General features: G+C 41.0%; 15 protein-coding genes and 1 tRNA gene. 5 read left to right on the forward strand and 11 right to left on the reverse strand.

Going from position 1 to position 17,986, the window contains the following annotated elements; genetic code table 11:
* The first annotated feature begins 65 nt into the window (after window positions 1-65).
* The 5 genes from HMPREF9447_RS17460 to HMPREF9447_RS17480 all read left to right on the forward strand — a co-directional run bounded on the left by HMPREF9447_RS17460 (window position 66) and on the right by HMPREF9447_RS17480 (window position 4,867).
* Window positions 66-138 (forward strand) — tRNA-Thr (locus tag HMPREF9447_RS17460).
* Between the two features lie 85 nt (window positions 139-223).
* Entirely contained in the window at window positions 224-1,261 is a 1,038-nt protein-coding gene (gene mltG, locus HMPREF9447_RS17465) for an endolytic transglycosylase MltG (RefSeq protein WP_009131085.1), read from the forward strand.
* 98 nt (window positions 1,262-1,359) lie between these two features.
* A complete protein-coding gene (locus HMPREF9447_RS17470) occupies window positions 1,360-2,952 on the forward strand; it encodes a thiamine pyrophosphate-dependent enzyme (protein ID WP_009131086.1) in 1,593 nt (530 codons plus the stop codon).
* A gap of 4 nt (window positions 2,953-2,956) precedes the next feature.
* On the forward strand, window positions 2,957-3,538 hold the full coding sequence (locus tag HMPREF9447_RS17475) for an indolepyruvate oxidoreductase subunit beta (protein WP_009131087.1): 582 nt from the start codon (window positions 2,957-2,959) through the stop codon (window positions 3,536-3,538).
* A 21-nt stretch (window positions 3,539-3,559) separates the two neighbouring features.
* Window positions 3,560-4,867, forward strand: coding sequence for a phenylacetate--CoA ligase (locus tag HMPREF9447_RS17480; RefSeq protein ID WP_009131088.1), 1,308 nt, complete (start codon window positions 3,560-3,562; stop codon window positions 4,865-4,867).
* Between the two features lie 612 nt (window positions 4,868-5,479).
* Here HMPREF9447_RS17480 and rplT read toward each other — a convergent pair.
* The 11 genes from rplT to HMPREF9447_RS17535 all read right to left on the reverse strand — a co-directional run bounded on the left by rplT (window position 5,480) and on the right by HMPREF9447_RS17535 (window position 17,838).
* A complete protein-coding gene (gene rplT, locus HMPREF9447_RS17485; protein ID WP_007214085.1) occupies window positions 5,480-5,830 on the reverse strand; it encodes a 50S ribosomal protein L20 in 351 nt (116 codons plus the stop codon).
* A 94-nt stretch (window positions 5,831-5,924) separates the two neighbouring features.
* Complete coding sequence (rpmI, locus tag HMPREF9447_RS17490; protein WP_007214084.1) at window positions 5,925-6,122, reverse strand: 50S ribosomal protein L35; 198 nt, start codon at window positions 6,120-6,122, stop codon at window positions 5,925-5,927.
* A gap of 67 nt (window positions 6,123-6,189) precedes the next feature.
* The gene (gene infC, locus HMPREF9447_RS17495) at window positions 6,190-6,774 is read right to left on the reverse strand and encodes a translation initiation factor IF-3 (protein ID WP_044138338.1); all 585 of its coding nucleotides are present in this window, start codon (window positions 6,772-6,774) and stop codon (window positions 6,190-6,192) included.
* Between the two features lie 124 nt (window positions 6,775-6,898).
* Entirely contained in the window at window positions 6,899-8,839 is a 1,941-nt protein-coding gene (gene thrS / locus HMPREF9447_RS17500; protein ID WP_009131090.1) for a threonine--tRNA ligase, read from the reverse strand.
* A 78-nt stretch (window positions 8,840-8,917) separates the two neighbouring features.
* Entirely contained in the window at window positions 8,918-10,969 is a 2,052-nt protein-coding gene (locus HMPREF9447_RS17505) for a tetratricopeptide repeat protein (RefSeq protein WP_009131091.1), read from the reverse strand.
* Between the two features lie 116 nt (window positions 10,970-11,085).
* Window positions 11,086-11,640, reverse strand: coding sequence for a peptide deformylase (gene def, locus HMPREF9447_RS17510; RefSeq protein ID WP_009131092.1), 555 nt, complete (start codon window positions 11,638-11,640; stop codon window positions 11,086-11,088).
* A 58-nt stretch (window positions 11,641-11,698) separates the two neighbouring features.
* On the reverse strand, window positions 11,699-12,121 hold the full coding sequence (gene ruvX, locus HMPREF9447_RS17515; protein ID WP_009131093.1) for a Holliday junction resolvase RuvX: 423 nt from the start codon (window positions 12,119-12,121) through the stop codon (window positions 11,699-11,701).
* A gap of 612 nt (window positions 12,122-12,733) precedes the next feature.
* Entirely contained in the window at window positions 12,734-13,855 is a 1,122-nt protein-coding gene (locus HMPREF9447_RS17520; RefSeq protein ID WP_009131095.1) for an OmpA family protein, read from the reverse strand.
* A gap of 50 nt (window positions 13,856-13,905) precedes the next feature.
* Complete coding sequence (locus HMPREF9447_RS17525) at window positions 13,906-14,655, reverse strand: YjbH domain-containing protein (RefSeq protein ID WP_394330300.1); 750 nt, start codon at window positions 14,653-14,655, stop codon at window positions 13,906-13,908.
* A gap of 48 nt (window positions 14,656-14,703) precedes the next feature.
* The gene (locus HMPREF9447_RS17530) at window positions 14,704-16,806 is read right to left on the reverse strand and encodes a carboxypeptidase-like regulatory domain-containing protein (protein ID WP_009131097.1); all 2,103 of its coding nucleotides are present in this window, start codon (window positions 16,804-16,806) and stop codon (window positions 14,704-14,706) included.
* 15 nt (window positions 16,807-16,821) lie between these two features.
* Complete coding sequence (locus HMPREF9447_RS17535) at window positions 16,822-17,838, reverse strand: hypothetical protein (protein WP_009131098.1); 1,017 nt, start codon at window positions 17,836-17,838, stop codon at window positions 16,822-16,824.
* Window positions 17,839-17,986 lie beyond the last annotated feature (148 nt).

Raw genomic sequence — 17,986 nt, forward strand, 5'->3', positions numbered from 1 at the left:
TCTTCTTTTCTTTTCGTAGTTTCGAAGAAAGCTGTAAATTTGCACCCCGTAAACGAAAAGTCACTGCCGCTATAGCTCAGTTGGTAGAGCAACGCATTCGTAACGCGTAGGTCGCCAGTTCAAGTCTGGCTAGCGGCTCAGAAAGAGAGATGCTTATGCATCTCTTTTTTTATTCCATAGATTCTTCTTACCTTTGCAGGATTAAAGAAAACTGCAGAAACAGATGAAAAAAAAGACAAAAAGAATTCTTATAGGAGGATTAATAATCCTGCTCCTTATTGGTGCAGCTTGCACTGGAACAGTATATTACTATTTATTTTATCCACAATTTCATCCTCAAAAGACAACTTATATTTATATCGACAGAGACGATACAACAGACTCCATATATAATAAGGTAAAAGCACAGGGGCATCCCAAAAACATCACAGGTTTTCTTTGGATGGTTCAATGGCGTGACTACAATTCAAATATCCATACCGGACGTTATGCCATTCGTCCGGGAGAAAATGTCTACCATGTCTTTAGCCGTCTATATAGAGGTTATCAGGAGCCAACAAACCTGACTATTAGCAATGTACGCACTTTAGATAGACTTGCACGCAGTGTAGGAAAACAACTCATGGTCGACTCTGCTGAAATCGCAGTTATAATGAACGACAGCACATTCCAGAAAAAACTGGGATATACCAAAGAGACACTATCTAGTTTATTCATCCCCGAAACTTATCAAGTTTATTGGGATATAAGCGTAAATGAATTCTTCAAACGCATGCAAAAAGAGCATGAAAAGTTCTGGAACCAAGATCGACTGGCTAAAGCTACAGCCATTGGCATGACGCCAGAAGAGGTATCCACCCTTGCTTCCATTGTAGAAGAAGAAACAAACAACAATGAAGAAAAGCCTATGGTTGCAGGTCTGTACATCAATCGGTTGCATAAAAACATGCCATTACAGGCAGATCCTACGATCAAATTCGCTCTTCAGGATTTCGGCTTAAGAAGAATCACCAATGAACACTTGAACGTTCATTCACCTTATAATACATACCTGAACGCCGGATTGCCCCCAGGTCCGATACGCATCCCCTCTCCTATCGGCATTGATGCCGTACTAAACTATGCAAAGCACGATTACATTTACATGTGTGCCAAAGAAGACTTTTCAGGCACTCACAACTTCGCATCCAATTACGCTGACCATATGAAAAATGCCAGAAAATATTGGAATGCCTTAAACGAAAGAAAGATTTTCAAGTAAAATCATAATAAAATAAAAGCAAAAGCCTATATTTGCGAGTGAAAAACGCAGATTATTTCCTTTTTAATAATCCATGACTAACATTAAAATAATCAGATATGAGCAAGCAACTCTTACTTGGCGATGAAGCCATTGCACAAGCTGCATTAGATGCCGGGCTTTCGGGTGTTTACGCCTACCCCGGCACTCCATCCACGGAAATTACAGAATACATCCAGACGGCACCCATTACGGCTGAACAGAATATTCACAGCCGTTGGTCTTCTAACGAAAAGACAGCAATGGAAGCTGCTTTAGGTATGTCATTTGTCGGAAAACGGGCATTAGTCTGCATGAAACATGTAGGTATGAATGTAGCTGCCGACTGTTTTATTAACTCAGCCGTTACAGGCGTAAAAGGCGGATTAATAGTCGTAGCCGCAGACGACCCCAGCATGCACTCCTCGCAGAATGAGCAAGACAGCCGTTTCTACGGTGATTTCTCACTCATCCCCATGTACGAGCCAAGCAATCAGCAAGAAGCGTATGACATGATTTACAATGGTTTCGCTTTCTCTGAAAGAATCAGTGAGCCAATATTACTACGCATGGTCACCCGCTTGGCACACTCCCGTTCCGGCGTAGAACAAAAGACACAGCAACCTCAGAATGAAATATCTTTTAGCGAAGATCCCCGTCAGTTCATCCTACTTCCGGGTAATGCACGTAAGCGCTACAGAGATCTACTGGAACGCCAGGCTGAATTCATCGAAGCATCTGAAAATTCTCCATACAACAAATACATTGACGGACCAAACAAAAAAATGGGTATTATAGCCTGTGGTATCGGCTATAACTATCTGATGGAGAACTATCCTGAAGGTTGCGAATATCCCGTATTGAAAATAGGACAATACCCATTACCCAAGAAACAGCTCCTGCAACTGGTAGAAGCCTGTGACGAAATTTTAGTATTAGAGGACGGGCAACCTTTCGTTGAAAAACAATTGAAAGGTTATCTTGGTATTGGCGTGAAAGTTAAAGGACGCTTGGATGGCACACTGTCACAAGACGGTGAGTTGAATCCGGATAAGGTAGCACGTAGCGTGGGAAAAGAAAATAAATCAGGCTTTGGCATTCCTTCTCTCGTAGAGATGCGCCCGCCCGCATTATGTGAAGGTTGCGGTCACCGCGACATGTACACAGTGCTGACACAGGTCTTAAAAGAAGAATACCCTGCACACAAGGTGTTCAGCGACATCGGTTGCTATACTTTAGGAGCTAGTGCTCCATTCAATGCCATTAACTCATGTGTAGACATGGGTGCATCCATCACTATGGCAAAAGGCGCCGCAGATGGTGGGCTCCATCCGGCAGTAGCCGTGATTGGTGACTCCACGTTCACCCATTCCGGCATGACAGGACTTTTAGATTGCGTCAACGAGAATACAAATGTCACCATCATTATCTCCGACAATGAAACCACAGCCATGACAGGCGGTCAGGATTCTGCCGGAACAGGACGTATCGAAGCAATCTGTACCGGTATCGGTGTAGCTCCCGAGCACATCCGTGTAGTAGTTCCCCTCAAAAAGAACTACGAAGAAATGAAGCAAATTATCCGCGAAGAAATCGAATACCGTGGTGTATCCGTGATTATCCCGCGCAGAGAATGTATTCAAACGTTAGCACGTAAAAAACGAAACAAGTAAAGCCATGAAAAAAGACATCATACTTTCCGGCGTAGGTGGACAAGGTATCCTCTCTATTGCCACCGTAATCGGTAAAGCCGCCCTTAAAGACGGATTATATATGAAGCAAGCGGAAGTACACGGCATGAGCCAACGCGGTGGAGATGTACAGTCCAACTTGCGCATTAGCGACCAACCTATCGCTTCTGACCTCATCCCTTCTGGGAAATGTGACTTGATTATTTCACTTGAACCTATGGAAGGATTACGTTATCTGCCCTATTTAAGCCCTGAAGGTTGGTTGGTGACCAATGAAACACCATTTATTAATATCCCCAACTATCCCGCAGAAGCCGATGTAAGAGCGGAGCTAGACAAACTGCCTCATAGAATTGTTCTTAATGTAGACAAAGTAGCCAAAGAAATCGGTTCCATCCGCGTAGCAAACATTGTTTTGCTCGGAGCTACCATCCCTTTCCTTGGCATTGATTATGAGAAAATACAAACCAGTATCCGCGAAATCTTCGAACGCAAAGGCGAGGCCATCGTAGAGATGAATCTCAAGGCACTTGCTGCCGGAAAGGAAATCGCTGAAAAATTAATGTAAGACCCTCAAAACCCCAAAACCATGAATAACAAATACTGGGAAGAAGAAATAGAAATCATGAGCCGTGAGAAGTTGCAGGAATTGCAGCTTCAACGGCTTAAGAAAACAATAAGCATTGCTGCAAATTCACCATATTACAAGAAAGTATTCCAAGAACACAATATCACCGCCGACAGCATCCAAACTTTGGATGACATCCGCAAAATCCCATTTACAACCAAAGCAGATATGCGTACCACCTACCCATTCGGGCTAGTTTCAGGTAATATGAAAGAAGATGGTGTACGTATCCACTCCTCAAGCGGAACAACCGGTACACCGACTGTCATAGTCCACTCACAACATGACCTAGACTCTTGGGCAAACCTCGTAGCACGTTGCCTGTATATGGTAGGCATACGCAAAACAGATGTTTTCCAGAACAGTTCCGGCTATGGCATGTTCACTGGAGGATTAGGCTTTCAATACGGTGCGGAACGCCTAGGAGCCCTCACTGTTCCCGCTGCAGCCGGAAATAGCAAGCGCCAGATTAAATTCATCACTGATTTTAAAACAACCGCGCTTCATGCCATTCCCAGCTACGCCATTCGCTTGGCCGAAGTATTTCAGGAAGAAGGTATAGATCCAACAAGTACCAGCCTTAAAACGCTCGTTATCGGCGCTGAACCTCACACAGATGAACAACGCAGAAAAATCGAACGTATGTTAGGTGTCAAAGCCTATAACAGCTTCGGTATGACAGAAATGAATGGTCCCGGTGTAGCATTTGAATGTCAGGAACAAGAAGGCATGCACTTTTGGGAAGACTGCTACCTTGTCGAAATTATCAATCCGGAGACAGGAGAACCTATTCCCGAAGGAGAAATTGGCGAATTGGTTTTGACGACCCTTGACCGTGAAATGATGCCACTTTTGCGTTACCGTACCCGCGACCTCACCCGTATTCTTCCCGGAAAATGCCCTTGTGGCCGTACTCATCTCCGCATAGACCGCATCAAGGGGCGCAGTGATGATATGTTTATCATTAAGGGAGTCAATATCTTCCCTATGCAGGTAGAAAAGGTATTAGTACAATTCCCTCAGTTGGGTAGCAATTACCTCATCACTCTGGAAACAGTAAACAACCAAGATGAAATGATTGTAGAAGTGGAACTCAGCGACCTCTCCACTGATAACTATATCGAATTGGAGAAAGTGCGCAAAGAAATTACCCGCCAACTGAAAGACGAAATCTTAGTTACTCCAAAACTAAAACTCGTGAAAAAAGGTTCCTTACCACAGAGCGAAGGAAAAGCAGTCAGAGTAAAAGACTTACGTCAAAACACATAAGCGTTTTCTAAGCCTTTAAAGAACTAAAAGCCGTCCCCGTAAGACAAACCAACTGCCACACGGGACGGCTTTTTATTTAGAAATCCCTCTATTTCCAAATACTGCACCTCAATGAGTTAAATGCCATATCTCAGCATCCCAAATGCCACACCTTAATGTATGTAAAGTGCGGCATTTGCCTTGACAAAGTGTAGCATTTTGGTCGTTAAAGTATGGCATTCAAAAAGAAAAAGGAACGGTAACCAACCAAGATTACCGTTCCCCTTTATAAAAAGCCGCACCGATGATGTGATGAAACTCCGAATGACATGATTTGAGCGCTCGTCCTCTTTGTAATCCACCGACTCAAAGGTTACCCCGAAGGGCGTGGCCCGCCATTGAGAAGCGAAGCTTGTCTCGGTATTTCATAATAGTTTGATGAGTTTCCCGATCCAATCAATGCGGCTATATTTTCTACAACAAATGTAGTAAGTTTCTGTCAAAGAAACAAGGAAAAACATGAAATTGTTTCTTCTATACAGTATATTTTATGCTATATTCTCCCTTATATAAGCAAAAAGTGCCGATTACTCATTCGTAATCAGCACTTTGTAAACTATTTGCTAAATAAACTTAAGCAGCTTTTGCTTTAGCTACGATAGCCTTGAAAGCTTCCGGATGATTCATCGCTAAATCAGCCAAAACTTTACGGTTGATTTCGATTCCTGCTTTGTGCAAAGCACCCATCAGTTTAGAATAAGACATACCTTCCAAACGAGCGGCAGCATTGATACGCTGAATCCACAGAGCGCGGAAGTTTCTTTTCTTGTTCTTACGGTCGCGGAACGCATAAGTCAAACCTTTCTCCCAAGTATTTTTGGCAACGGTCCATACGTTCTTTCTTGCACCAAAGTAACCTCTGGTTAATTTCAAAATTTTCTTTCTTCTTGCTCTGGAAGCAACGTGATTTACTGATCTTGGCATAGTTTTACTAATTTTTGAATGTTAGCGCCATTACTTCACGCAACGGACTTAAAGCTAATGCATTCGGTTAATACTTAAATACTTTGTACGCTTTTTACTTCATTGCTAAGAGTTCCTTAACCTGGCTTACATTCGTCACGTCAACTGTAGTCGAATGGCACAGATTTCTTTTTTGCTTCTTAGTTTTCTTAGTCAAAATGTGACTGTGAAAAGCGTGCTTTCTTTTGATTTTACCTGTTCCGGTAAGAGTAAATCTCTTTTTAGAACCGGAGTTAGTCTTCATCTTTGGCATCTTACTTATTTTTAAATTATTTAAATTATATGGCAACGCACTATACCTGTGGCGTTACTCATTTCTTTTATTCTTCTGTTTTCTCAGCCGGAACTGCTGCTTTCTGTGCAACCGGCTTCTTGGGTGCCTCCTTTTTCTTCGGAGAGAGCTGAATTGTCATCCTTTTCCCTTCCAAAATCGGCATTTGATCCACTTTCGCATATTCTTCCAAGTCATTGGCAAAACGAAGCAGCAATACCTCTCCTTGTTCTTTAAACAAGATTGAACGCCCTTTGAAGAACACATAGGCTTTCACCTTGTCACCATCTTCTAAAAAGCCTATGGCATGCTTCAACTTGAAGTTGTAGTCGTGGTCATCAGTCTGAGGACCGAAACGAATTTCCTTCACGTTCACTTTCACCTGCTTTGCCTTCTGTTCCTTCTGACGCTTTTTCAGCTGATAAAGAAATTTAGAGTAATCGACGATACGACAAACAGGGGGTTGTGCATTTGGAGAGATTTCTACGAGATCCACTTCATGCTCTTCAGCAAGTTTCAATGCCTGAGCTATTGGATACACGTTAGGTTCTACTTCATCGCCCACTATGCGGACTTCTTTGGCACGGATTTGTTCATTGATCCGATACTGCCCTTTTAAGCTGTCATTTTTCATTAAATAACCTCTATTTCCAGTTTGTTTCTTATTTACTACTCCCAAATTATTATTTTTTAATGTTAAGTAAAAGCTATCTTTAGAACATCAATAGTATGCTATGCTTTCACAAGTGGGCGCAAAGTTACCATTTATTTATCATATTCTGAACTTCTTCGTTCAAAATTTTAGCAAATTCTTCAAATTTCATGGTTCCTTTATCGCCTTCCCCCTGCTTGCGGACAGAAACTTCTCTATTTTCAGCTTCTTTCTCACCAACAATCAGCATGTAAGGAATACGCTTCAACTCATTATCACGAATCTTACGTCCGATTTTCTCATTGCGCTCATCCACAATCGCGCGGATATCATATTGTTTCAGGAATTTCTTCACCTCTTGTGCATAATCATTGAATTTCTCACTGATAGGGAGAATAGCAACCTGCTCAGGCGTCAGCCATAATGGGAATTTACCCGCTGTATGCTCAATAAGCACAGCTACAAAACGCTCCATCGAACCAAACGGCGCACGATGTATCATTACCGGACGATGCTTCTGGTTATCAGCACCCGTATATTCCAGTTCAAAGCGCTCCGGCAAGTTATAATCCACCTGGATAGTTCCCAACTGCCAACGACGACCAATAGCATCTTTCACCATAAAGTCCAACTTCGGACCATAGAAGGCAGCTTCACCATATTCAATTCTGGCAGTCAACCCTTTTTCTGCACAAGCTTCAATGATAGACTGTTCAGCTCTTTCCCAGTTCTCATCGCTACCGATATATTTCTCACGGTTCACTTTGTCACGTAAGGAGATTTGCGCTTCCACATTAGCAAAATCCATAGAACGGAATACGATAGAAATAATGTCCATTACGCGTAGGAATTCATCTTTCACCTGATCGGGACGACAGAAAATATGCGCATCATCCTGCGTAAAACTACGCACTCGCGTCAATCCATGCAACTCTCCGCTCTGCTCGTAACGACAAACTGTGCCGAATTCAGCCAAACGTAAAGGCAAATCCTTATACGAACGGGGGGAATTTTTATAAATCATACAGTGATGAGGACAGTTCATAGGTTTCAAGAAGTACTCCTCTCCTTCTTCCGGTGTATGGATAGGCTGGAATGAATCCTTACCATATTTTGCATAGTGACCGGAAGTGATATACAACAGTTTGTTGCCAATCGGCGGAGTAATAACCTCCTGATAGTCATAACGTGCCTGGATACGGCGCAGAAACTCTTGCAAACGCAAGCGCAAAGCAGTACCCTTCGGTAGCCACATCGGCAAGCCTTTACCTACCGTATCAGAGAACATGAACAAATCCATCTCCTTACCAATCTTGCGATGATCACGTTTTTTGGCTTCCTCCACCATGACCAGATATTCATCCAGCATTTTCTTTTTCGGGAATGTAATGCCATAGATACGTGTCATCATCTTGCGGTCTTCATGTCCACGCCAATATGCACCTGCCACCGACATCAACTTGATAGCCTTGATAGGAGCAGTAGTCATCAAATGCGGACCACGGCACAAGTCCGTGAAAGCACCCTGTGTATACGTCGTGATATGACCATCTTCCAGTTCGGAAATCAATTCACACTTATAGGTTTCGCCACGGTCACCGAATTTATTCAATGCATCCGTTTTTGAAATACTTTCTCTTATAACTGCTTCCTTTTTAGCTACCAGTTCCGCCATTTTAGCCTCAATAATCGGCAAATCAGCCTCTTTAATGGTAGTTTCGCCCGGATCTACATCATAGTAGAAACCATTTTCAATGGCAGGACCGATGCCGAACTGGATGCCCGGATATAATTCCTGTAATGCCTCAGCAAGCAAGTGAGCACTGGTATGCCAAAATGCATGCTTACCTTGTTCATCTTCCCATTTATAGAGAACAAACTCAGCGTCCTCATTAATAGGACGTCCCAAATCATAAATCTCACCGTTTACTCCACATGCCAGCACTTCCTGTGCCAGGCGAGAGCTGATACTTTCTGCAATCTGCAGCCCCGTTACTCCTTCGTTATATTCACGTACAGAGCCGTCTGGAAATGTTATCTTTATCATAATGTTGTGTATATTTCAATTTTCAGAACGCAAAAATAGCTAATTCTTTTTGATATTTTATTTTTTAGCAAAAAAATGTTATTCACGCGTATCGGTAAATCGCTTAATGATATTGTAAGCTGACACAATACCCAACTCACCTGCTTTGCTTAAATCCGTTATACCAAGCTTATTGTTACCCAGGAAAATATGAGTCAATCCACGGTTGAAGTAAGCTTCTGCAAAGTCATCATTCAGTTCAATCGCCTTATTATAATCCTCCAATGCCCCACGATAATCTTTCAGCATGGATAACACATTGGCACGATTATAATAGGCATAAACAAAATCAGGAGCCAATTGGATGACATGATCCAAATCATTTTTCACAATATCATAATCCAGTGCTGTTACTTCAGGCTGTTTCTTATTATCGGCCGAAGCACCAGGAACCCCTTCAGTCAAGCCAGCTTCCGCTTTCTTATATTCCAATTGTTTGTAACGTACTAACGCCCGCATAAAATAAGCAGGGAAGAACTTGTCATCCAGCAAGATTGCCTGCGTAAAGTCATCTATAGAACTGGCAAAGTCCTGAACCAAATAGAAGTCAAGTCCACGCAGAAAACGCTTTTTAGCATCCTTATCATTTGCCACAATATCCGAAGTATGGGAATCAACCAAAGCAAAGTGGAACCTCACCTGCTCTTCCGTCAACGGAGCTTCCATATTAGTGATTCGCAACGGTTTCGGGAATATTTTCGAATGGTTCAGCTCTTCAATATATTTATGGAAATGAACAATACGTTTCACCTCACTAGATTTCTCATAATATGTCAACGCATACATTGGTTCCATCTTAATGCTCACATTACGATCTTGTACACGTCCGCGATAATCGCTCTTATACTTCTGGTCCGCTTCCGAATCATCTGCAATCACAATCTTCCGATAGTTCTCCATATTCTTATCGGACTTTTTGCGCGTTTTGTTCCCCTCATCACTATCTGCAAGATCCTTATCATCCGATGCATCTTTACTGTCTTTATTATCCGCAGTGGCACCGTTACGCTTATCAATCTGCATTTTCATGATTTTAAACTCATCCTGTTCCGCCCCTTTACGATCGCCAGCTTTCTTTCTAGCTTCGGCACGATGATAATATCCGGCCATGAAATTAGGATATTCATCAATCACCTTCGAGTAATCACTGATGGCACCACGATAATCCCCCGTCTGTGCACGCAACAAACCACGATTGAAAGTCGCCATCATATTATCTGGTTCTATTTGCAGAACAAAATCAAAATCCTCAATTGCACGGTTGTCGTCACCAACCTGAGCACGCAGCAAACCACGATTATAGTGCCCAAGGAAATTATTAGGATCAATATCCAATGCCAAGTCATAGTCACTCATGGCACCTCTCAAATTCTTTTGGTGAAAACGCGCCAATGCACGGTTGATATAATTACCAGCATTCTTTGCACTTAAATGGATGGCTTGATCCAAATCACCTTCTGCATCCGCATATTTTCCTTGTTGCAAACGAACGATGGCACGCGCTCCCCATCCATCAGGATCATAGCGATCCATATCAATCGCTTTCTCAAAGTCATTCAAAGCCTGTATCGTATCCTTTTGCTTCAACGACACTTCACCGCGCATCAAATAAGCACGTGTATATCGGGGGGCAATTTTCAGCAGTTTTCCCAAGTCTTCTTTAGCTGAATCATAATCTTCCTTCTGCATATGGCAGAGAGACAGATTATGCCAAAGCACAATATTCTCCGGGTCATACTTCAAAGCCATCGTATAATCCTCAATAGCACCATCATAATTATTCTGGCGGATACGCGCCAATCCACGTATCTGATAAGCCCCCACTACAAAGGGATTACGATGGATAGCAGCATCACAATCCGCTTCCGCACCCTGGAAATCATCCAAATTTATCTTTGCCAAACCACGAAAGAAGTAAGGCTCATATAAATAAGGCTTAGCGTTAATTACCTGGTTGAAATATTGGATAGAAAGCACATAATCCTCAAAATATAATGCGTTACGTGCAATTGTCATCACACGTTCCGTATTGATTTGCGCGCACAATAATGTGGGAAGCAACAGGAAAGCCGTCAATATTTTTTTTATCATCTTGTCTTATAAATGCTTGTAAACGAAACAAATTTAATGCTTTTCGTCTACTTGGCAGGATTAACGGAAGACTTTTTATATTTTTTGAGCCTTTTATACCTTATTATAAGATTAAGCTATCTTACGGTCTTCACCTTATATGTACAATGAGCCTTTCCTTTCAGCATCGCATTCAGTTTTCCCTTAACCATTTGCTTACGCAAAGGCGACAAATGATCGATAAACATCTTTCCTTCCAGATGGTCGAATTCGTGTTGCATCACACGTGCCAGATAACCTTCAACAATTTCATCATGTTCCACCATATTCTCATCCATATATGTTACATGAATCTTGTTACCACGTTTCACCGATTCGTGAATACCCGGAAGACTTAAACAACCTTCTTCCATGGATACCTCTTCACCTGACACCTCTAAAATATGGGGATTAATGTACGCCTTCCGAAAATTCTTATATTCAGGATAATCTTCAGACAATACATCCAGATCAACAACTACGACGCGAATAGGAAGCCCCACCTGCGGAGCAGCAAGTCCCACGCCTTCTGCATGTTCCATTGTTTCAAACATATTCGCAATCAATTCTTTCAAGTTAGGATAGTCGGGAGTAATATCTTCCGCCACTTTTCTCAATACGGGTTGGCCGTATACATAAATGGGTAAAATCATTCTTTATCTAATTACAAATTACTAAATCACTATATATTTAAGTATTATACCTTATATATTATAAGGTAAACCGTTTATTCTCTAAATAACTCTGTAGAATAATAGTCGCACTGATTTCATCCACAAGTGCTTTATTCTGGCGATCTTTCTTTTTTAATCCACCCTCCAACATTGTACGGTGCGCCAAAACAGAAGTGAAGCGTTCATCAACGTATTCAACAGGCATGTCCGGCAGCTTTTTCTTTAATGAGCGTACAAAAGGTTCTATGCGTTTCATATTCTCTGAAAGCTCATTGTTCATTTGCTTAGGAAGCCCTACAAGAATACGCTCCACCGGTTCTTTTCCTATATAATCAAGGATAAATGCCAGCAATTCATGTGTAGGCACAGTTGTTAGTCCGTTAGCGATCATCTGCAATGTATCACTGACAGCTATCCCCGTACGCTTCCTCCCGTAATCAATAGCTAATATTCTACTCATAATAGGCTACAAAATTACGATTTAAATTTGATATTTGCCTTCATTTGCAGCCATAATAATAAAAAGACTACCTAACACGTATTCAAATCACCCCCAAAATCACAATCAGAATTCCTATATCGCAGTCCACTTCAAAAATACTATCATCATTTACCCAATTGCAAAAAAAGAACGATCCGGTATACATAAACATATAAATATATTACTAATTATATCTTTTTATCACCCCCAAAGACAGGAATTGGTAATTAGTAGCAATAAAACTACAATACACTGATAATCAACAATAAATAAATATCAAATAAGAAAAAAGAAGCCATTAATGTGTTTAGTGTATTTTTCAGGTATTCACCCTTTATCTCCTCCTATTTCATTCGTTATTTGCTTTTTGCATTTAGCAATTATTTAACAGTAAAGCTAATTCATTCATTGATTACAAAAATAAACCATGTAAACAATTCTAATTTAATAGTAAAATCGTGATATAATTACATATCTATTTTCATAATCAATATATAAAATATTGGATTCTTTATAACAAAAAAGGTGCCTAACTAACGCCAGACACCTTTTCATATTTTTATAGAGTTTACACTCCTGGGCCACTTTTTCTTATTCCAAAATAACTACGCGATTCAGATAGTTCTTACCAAACAAATTAGCCGTACCACCGAAGCCTACGAGCTCAAGTTGATCTTTGCTTACGCCTTCTTTGATCAATGCATCGTAAACACCCTGAGCACGTTTTTCAGACAACTTCTGGTTCCAAGAAGCGCTACCCGTAGCCTTATCAGCATAACCGGCAACTTTATACTTCTTATCCGGATTAGCTTTCAGAATCTTAGCTGCCAACTGGATGTTAACCATACCGTAATCATCGATACGAGCGCTACCAATCTTGAAGAAGATAGCACGGGGACCGGCAACTTCAACTTCCTTCACAACTTCCTTAGTTACAGGTTTCACATTAGCCAAAGCGTTCTTAGCGTTAGCCAGGTCAGCCTGAGCCTGTTCCAATTCACTTCTGTATCTGTTGATTTCAGCGTTGATAGCATCCTGGTCAACCTTTGCGCCACAAGAGATGAATTTCTTGCCGCCGAAAGTATAAGTAACACCGGCAGTCAAAGATACAGCACCGTCTGTATAAGCATTGCTTTTGCTTCCAAACATAGATGGAAACACTTCGCCTCTTGCTTCAATATTAACATCCAGATACCTGTTTACATTGAACTGTCCCATCAAACCGACAGAACCGTTAATCAAAGCGTTCAACTTATCCTGATCGCCATATGTCTTTGCAAAAGTCAAACCAGGTCCGGCAAACACAGATAAAGTAAACAAGCGGTCAGGATTATACCCACCAATGGAATTAGACAGATTATACATAGCATCCGCATGCAGGGTAAAATATTTCTTATTCTTGATTTCTGCATAAGCGCCTTTTATCTGTCCATGCTCTGAATACAACGTTGACCACAATCCGGCAACTTGTCCGCGGACTCCCCAAATAGGGTTGAACAATTTACCCACCGATACATGAATCAACGACGTGATGGCATGCCCAAAGCCATAATCAAAGTTATCAGGGTTGACGCATGCCTGAGCTCCTACACCAGCACTAATAAAGATATTATCTTTAAATTTTTCGCTGTAGTATTTCTCTTTGGTCTGTGCAGTAGCCGTAAGAGCTATTCCTGCCAACATGATAGATACTATACCAAATTTACATTTCATTGTTTTTCTGTTTTTAATGATTAACTCTATGCTTTTTACGCAGAACTTTTTTATTTCAACCGAAATTGGAAGCATAATCCTCCAGTGAAATACTTCATTCTTTGTAACTCCACCTGCATATGCAAGTGTTTGAAAAGCAAATAAGTGGCACCCAGTGCAAAATCTTTTGAGTCATACTCTGCAATCAGCCTTAAATCAGGCGCAAAAGTCGGATTATAACTGACACCTGCCGCTATTCCATTCAGCTTATACTCCCGCCTCTTATTATATAAGTAAGAGAGATGCACTCCAATTTCCTCTGTTCCTATTGCAAAGTGTTTGGTTGCCGCCAGATAAAAACGACTATAATATCCGTTTCCCTCCGTAGAACCTACTTCTCCACCTCCGGATGAGGTAAATGGATCTGATGTACCAAAGACAACAGCCGGCATATATTTCCAGAATTGTCCTTCTTTCAAAGCTCGTAGCCGGACAGAAAAATATCTATCCTGGTTAGTAAAGCCAGAGTATCCGTAAGGCTTTAGACCTAATGCTTCCGCTTTAAAGAGAGTGCAAGTGTAAGCGACCTCTACCCACGGTAAAATAGTTACATTCAAAAAATAATTGTACGTATGATAGTACCACGTAGGAGGAGTTATCTCCTTATTCATAAAGTTCCCTCCCAGCATCACTGTTTTGTCCCTTTGCATTTCTGCCGAAGGAGCATGTAGCAAGCCGGTAGTTCCATAAGTCAATTGAGCCGAAAGCATGGATGATACACTGACAAGCAGCGTTGTAATAAACATTCGTTTCATTCTCATTAGGTATAATCTCATGCTTCGCCTCAATTGCGTTATTCAAGAGTGATTTTATTCGAAATTGATAATACCACCACCTGCATTCAGGTCTTCTCCATTACCACCATGACCGTGAGTATGGCCGATGGCATAATTCGGAGTCAAGGTATAAGAAACAATTCTCTTAACAACTACAGTTACATCTACAACTTTCTTGTTTTTATCGATTACATGAACGGTATAAGACTTCTTAACTTGCTTTCTTTCCAGACTAAAGCTATCAATCTGTTTGTATGCAGGTACTACAATAGTCGTAGAAAGAGCTGTTTTCACATAGGCATTAGTCGGCATAACATTAGCATAATCCACTTTAATCATATTTTTCAGCAGAGTTGTTACATAGCTCTTAGTTTCCGCATTCATACCACTTAAAGCTGCTTCTACAGCCATATCGGGAGTCTTTTCATCGTATGCCGTCCCCCCCATATAACTTCCATTTACAGTTACGTTAGCAGAAGCTGAACCGGTGTAACAAGGTTTATTGATAGGATCATCTTTCAATACAATACTTTCCTTAGAATTTATTTCAGATTCATAACCAAAACGGAATTTAGAGAAGTGGCTGATATTACCAACAAAAGTTTTGGAAGTCATATCATACTCAGCGTAGTTACCTGCATCTGCTCTCCACTCACCTGTTTTTTCATCCAGATAGAGAACGCCTAATACATAATCAGGTTCTACCGTAATAGTCACAGGAGCGGGGAACTTGATTTCCATCGGCTTAGAGAATACCGTACCGCTCGGCTTACCTTCATAGGTACGTACAGATGCTGTAGCTTTTTCTGCAGGGATATCACGGGTTACGCTGATTACCTCTGCAGTTCCACCAACGTAATAGACATTCGTGTTGGCCGGCAACGCTATTTGGTCAGCAACATCTTTGGTTTCCGATGTCATCTCTCCTGTTTCTTCATCAATAATAACTTCTTTAGATACCAATTCTACCACCAATGGCTCTTCTACCGGAACAACAGGAAACTCCTTTGTAATATCTACACCCAGCTCCTTTGCAATTTCTTCAATTTTATTTACAACAGTTTCATCTTCCGTCTTTTTTATATCTTCCACTGTCGTATCCTCTGCTTTGTTTATAGGAACCTCAATATCTTTACTACCGCCCACACTTGGATCTTCGGGAGGAACAGGCTCACCACCTTTCACTTTCAATACGATTTCGAAAGAAGTAACAGAAGTAGCACCAGTTTCAACAAATTTAATAATGCCGGCTTTTGCTTGTGTAGCATAGCCTCCCTTAGATACAGTCACAACAGCCAAAGTAGTCGGAGCTACACTTTCAGCAGGCACCTCTACACTAAAGTAACCATAACCATTTGTTATCAAGTTATCCGTAGATGTACCAATATTAACCTTCACCTCAGCTCCATTTACAGCAACACCTTCTTCATTAGTCACAAAACCACATACGAAATACCTTGCAACTTTAGCAGCATCTTCTTTCTGCATCAACACTGCCACTGCAGAATTTACAATCTGGTCACCTTCGCCTTCTTCAGCAGCAACAGAGGCAATATTAATGGTTGCATAAGCATTTTTATAACCGTTTGCCGTGAGGACTGCATAATAAGTACCCGGCTGAATACCTTCTACAGCAAAAGTGTTACCTGTTGGTGTAACATCCAATCCAGGAATCACAACAGAAGTCAGCACAACTTTAGCACCACTTTCATCAGTAGCCGTACCCTTAATGTTATATTTCACTGTTTTGTAAGTTGGAGCATCCTTACCCGGATACATAGCCGCATTAGCCGTATAAACAGAGACTTGTCCATTCGCAATTTTTTCTACGTAAACTGAAGTAGTTACTGTCCGGAAATCCTCTTTGGTAATCTTCAGAACATTCATACCTTCCTTAGCAATCAACGTATAAGTACCGTCTGCAGCAGTAGTCACATCATTTACTTTAACTCCTTCCAATGGCGCACCAGTAGCTGCATTGGAAACAACACCCGCAATTTTATATACCGGTGCTACAGTGCTTGGCGCCTCAGTCGTCAATTCTTCTTTTTCGTAGCAACTTGCGAACATCCCGCAGATTACCACTAACATCAACGTCAATTTAACGTTAATACCAAACAAACTTTTCTTTTTCATCTCAATAAAATTAAATTAATAAATTAGTAATTCTGATTTAATAAAATATGGGTTAAAACTATTTGATTGCATAATATTGTCGCCCGGCGATGAACGATAGGTGTTATAATAATACTGCTCATTCCCTGCATTATACGCCATTCCCATATTCCTGGAAGAAGTGACCCGGGGAATATATCCTTTCCGTTTATATCTATAGGGCGGAAGAGCAATTTGAAAACGGAAACCACCATTTGCCTTTGCATCCGGACTTTTCATTGCAAAAAAGCCAATAGAAGCATAACGAAAATGCCGGATAACATCTACCCGAATACCTTTTTCTCCCAATAAATACTGTTCAAGTTTCATTGTTGTTTCTATATTATATCGTGGCCAATAAAAAGAACCTCCCACTGACCAAGTCAATTGTTTCTTTGTTCCAAAATGACACGTAAAGCCATCCCAGTACGCAGCGCCTGTATACCCGATGCGAGCTTCAACCCCAAACCTATTATCACGAACCAATCGATGATTCACTTTCAAGTCGACTCCATAACGTTCGCTACTAAAATGCCCCACAGTCAGTGTTCCCCATATATTATAAGGTAGTCTTACCGCCTGCGATATACCTACGAATCCAGGATGTACTTTATCATATAGATAAGGATATCCATCATTATAGACCGGAACCACCATTTGGGTTGTCAGCTTCATTCCTTTCCAGAAAGAAACTTCAACAGCCGGCGCCAAATTAAACAGCACTTGATATATTTGCGTGATTACCAAGTTTTTTAAAGACAATTCCGGATATATCACCACATCTACTTTAAACAAAGAGCTATTCCTTCTTTTTACTTTATCAGTCCTTTTCCAACTATTCCCCAGATTATAACTTACAGTCCAGTCTTTACGAGTTGGCCCAGGCATGCTGTCACCAGTAATCGGCTTATAAAGCAAAGATATCTGAGGTACATTATTATCGAGAACAATGACTCGGCATGGCTTTTTATCCGGAAATGAGGATAAGAGCTTAGATAGATAAATAAAACACACAATATGCTATCCTTTAGTCTATTGCATAATAATAGACAATACTATTGCTCATTCATATTGCTTCTTTTTTAGACAATAATATCATATATTTGTTGCTGGTTTGTTACTATTTCTACATCTTTGCAGGAAGTTTAATTCGCATTTATTT

It is taken from the genome of Bacteroides oleiciplenus YIT 12058 (assembly GCF_000315485.1).
Taxonomy (GTDB): domain Bacteria; phylum Bacteroidota; class Bacteroidia; order Bacteroidales; family Bacteroidaceae; genus Bacteroides; species Bacteroides oleiciplenus.

What these genes read in the sequence shown, in the direction of transcription:
- HMPREF9447_RS17530 (WP_009131097.1), bottom strand. Translation starts at nt 16,806, where the DNA reads ATGAAAAAGAAAAGTTTGTTTGGTATTAACGTTAAATTGACGTTGATG.
- ruvX (WP_009131093.1), bottom strand. Translation starts at nt 12,121, where the DNA reads ATGAGTAGAATATTAGCTATTGATTACGGGAGGAAGCGTACGGGGATA.
- HMPREF9447_RS17480 (WP_009131088.1), top strand. Translation starts at nt 3,560, where the DNA reads ATGAATAACAAATACTGGGAAGAAGAAATAGAAATCATGAGCCGTGAG.
- infC (WP_044138338.1), bottom strand. Translation starts at nt 6,774, where the DNA reads ATGAAAAATGACAGCTTAAAAGGGCAGTATCGGATCAATGAACAAATC.
- HMPREF9447_RS17520 (WP_009131095.1), bottom strand. Translation starts at nt 13,855, where the DNA reads ATGAAATGTAAATTTGGTATAGTATCTATCATGTTGGCAGGAATAGCT.
- mltG (WP_009131085.1), top strand. Translation starts at nt 224, where the DNA reads ATGAAAAAAAAGACAAAAAGAATTCTTATAGGAGGATTAATAATCCTG.
- HMPREF9447_RS17505 (WP_009131091.1), bottom strand. Translation starts at nt 10,969, where the DNA reads ATGATAAAAAAAATATTGACGGCTTTCCTGTTGCTTCCCACATTATTG.
- rpmI (WP_007214084.1), bottom strand. Translation starts at nt 6,122, where the DNA reads ATGCCAAAGATGAAGACTAACTCCGGTTCTAAAAAGAGATTTACTCTT.
- thrS (WP_009131090.1), bottom strand. Translation starts at nt 8,839, where the DNA reads ATGATAAAGATAACATTTCCAGACGGCTCTGTACGTGAATATAACGAA.
- HMPREF9447_RS17470 (WP_009131086.1), top strand. Translation starts at nt 1,360, where the DNA reads ATGAGCAAGCAACTCTTACTTGGCGATGAAGCCATTGCACAAGCTGCA.
- HMPREF9447_RS17475 (WP_009131087.1), top strand. Translation starts at nt 2,957, where the DNA reads ATGAAAAAAGACATCATACTTTCCGGCGTAGGTGGACAAGGTATCCTC.
- def (WP_009131092.1), bottom strand. Translation starts at nt 11,640, where the DNA reads ATGATTTTACCCATTTATGTATACGGCCAACCCGTATTGAGAAAAGTG.
- HMPREF9447_RS17525 (WP_394330300.1), bottom strand. Translation starts at nt 14,655, where the DNA reads ATGAGAATGAAACGAATGTTTATTACAACGCTGCTTGTCAGTGTATCA.
- rplT (WP_007214085.1), bottom strand. Translation starts at nt 5,830, where the DNA reads ATGCCAAGATCAGTAAATCACGTTGCTTCCAGAGCAAGAAGAAAGAAA.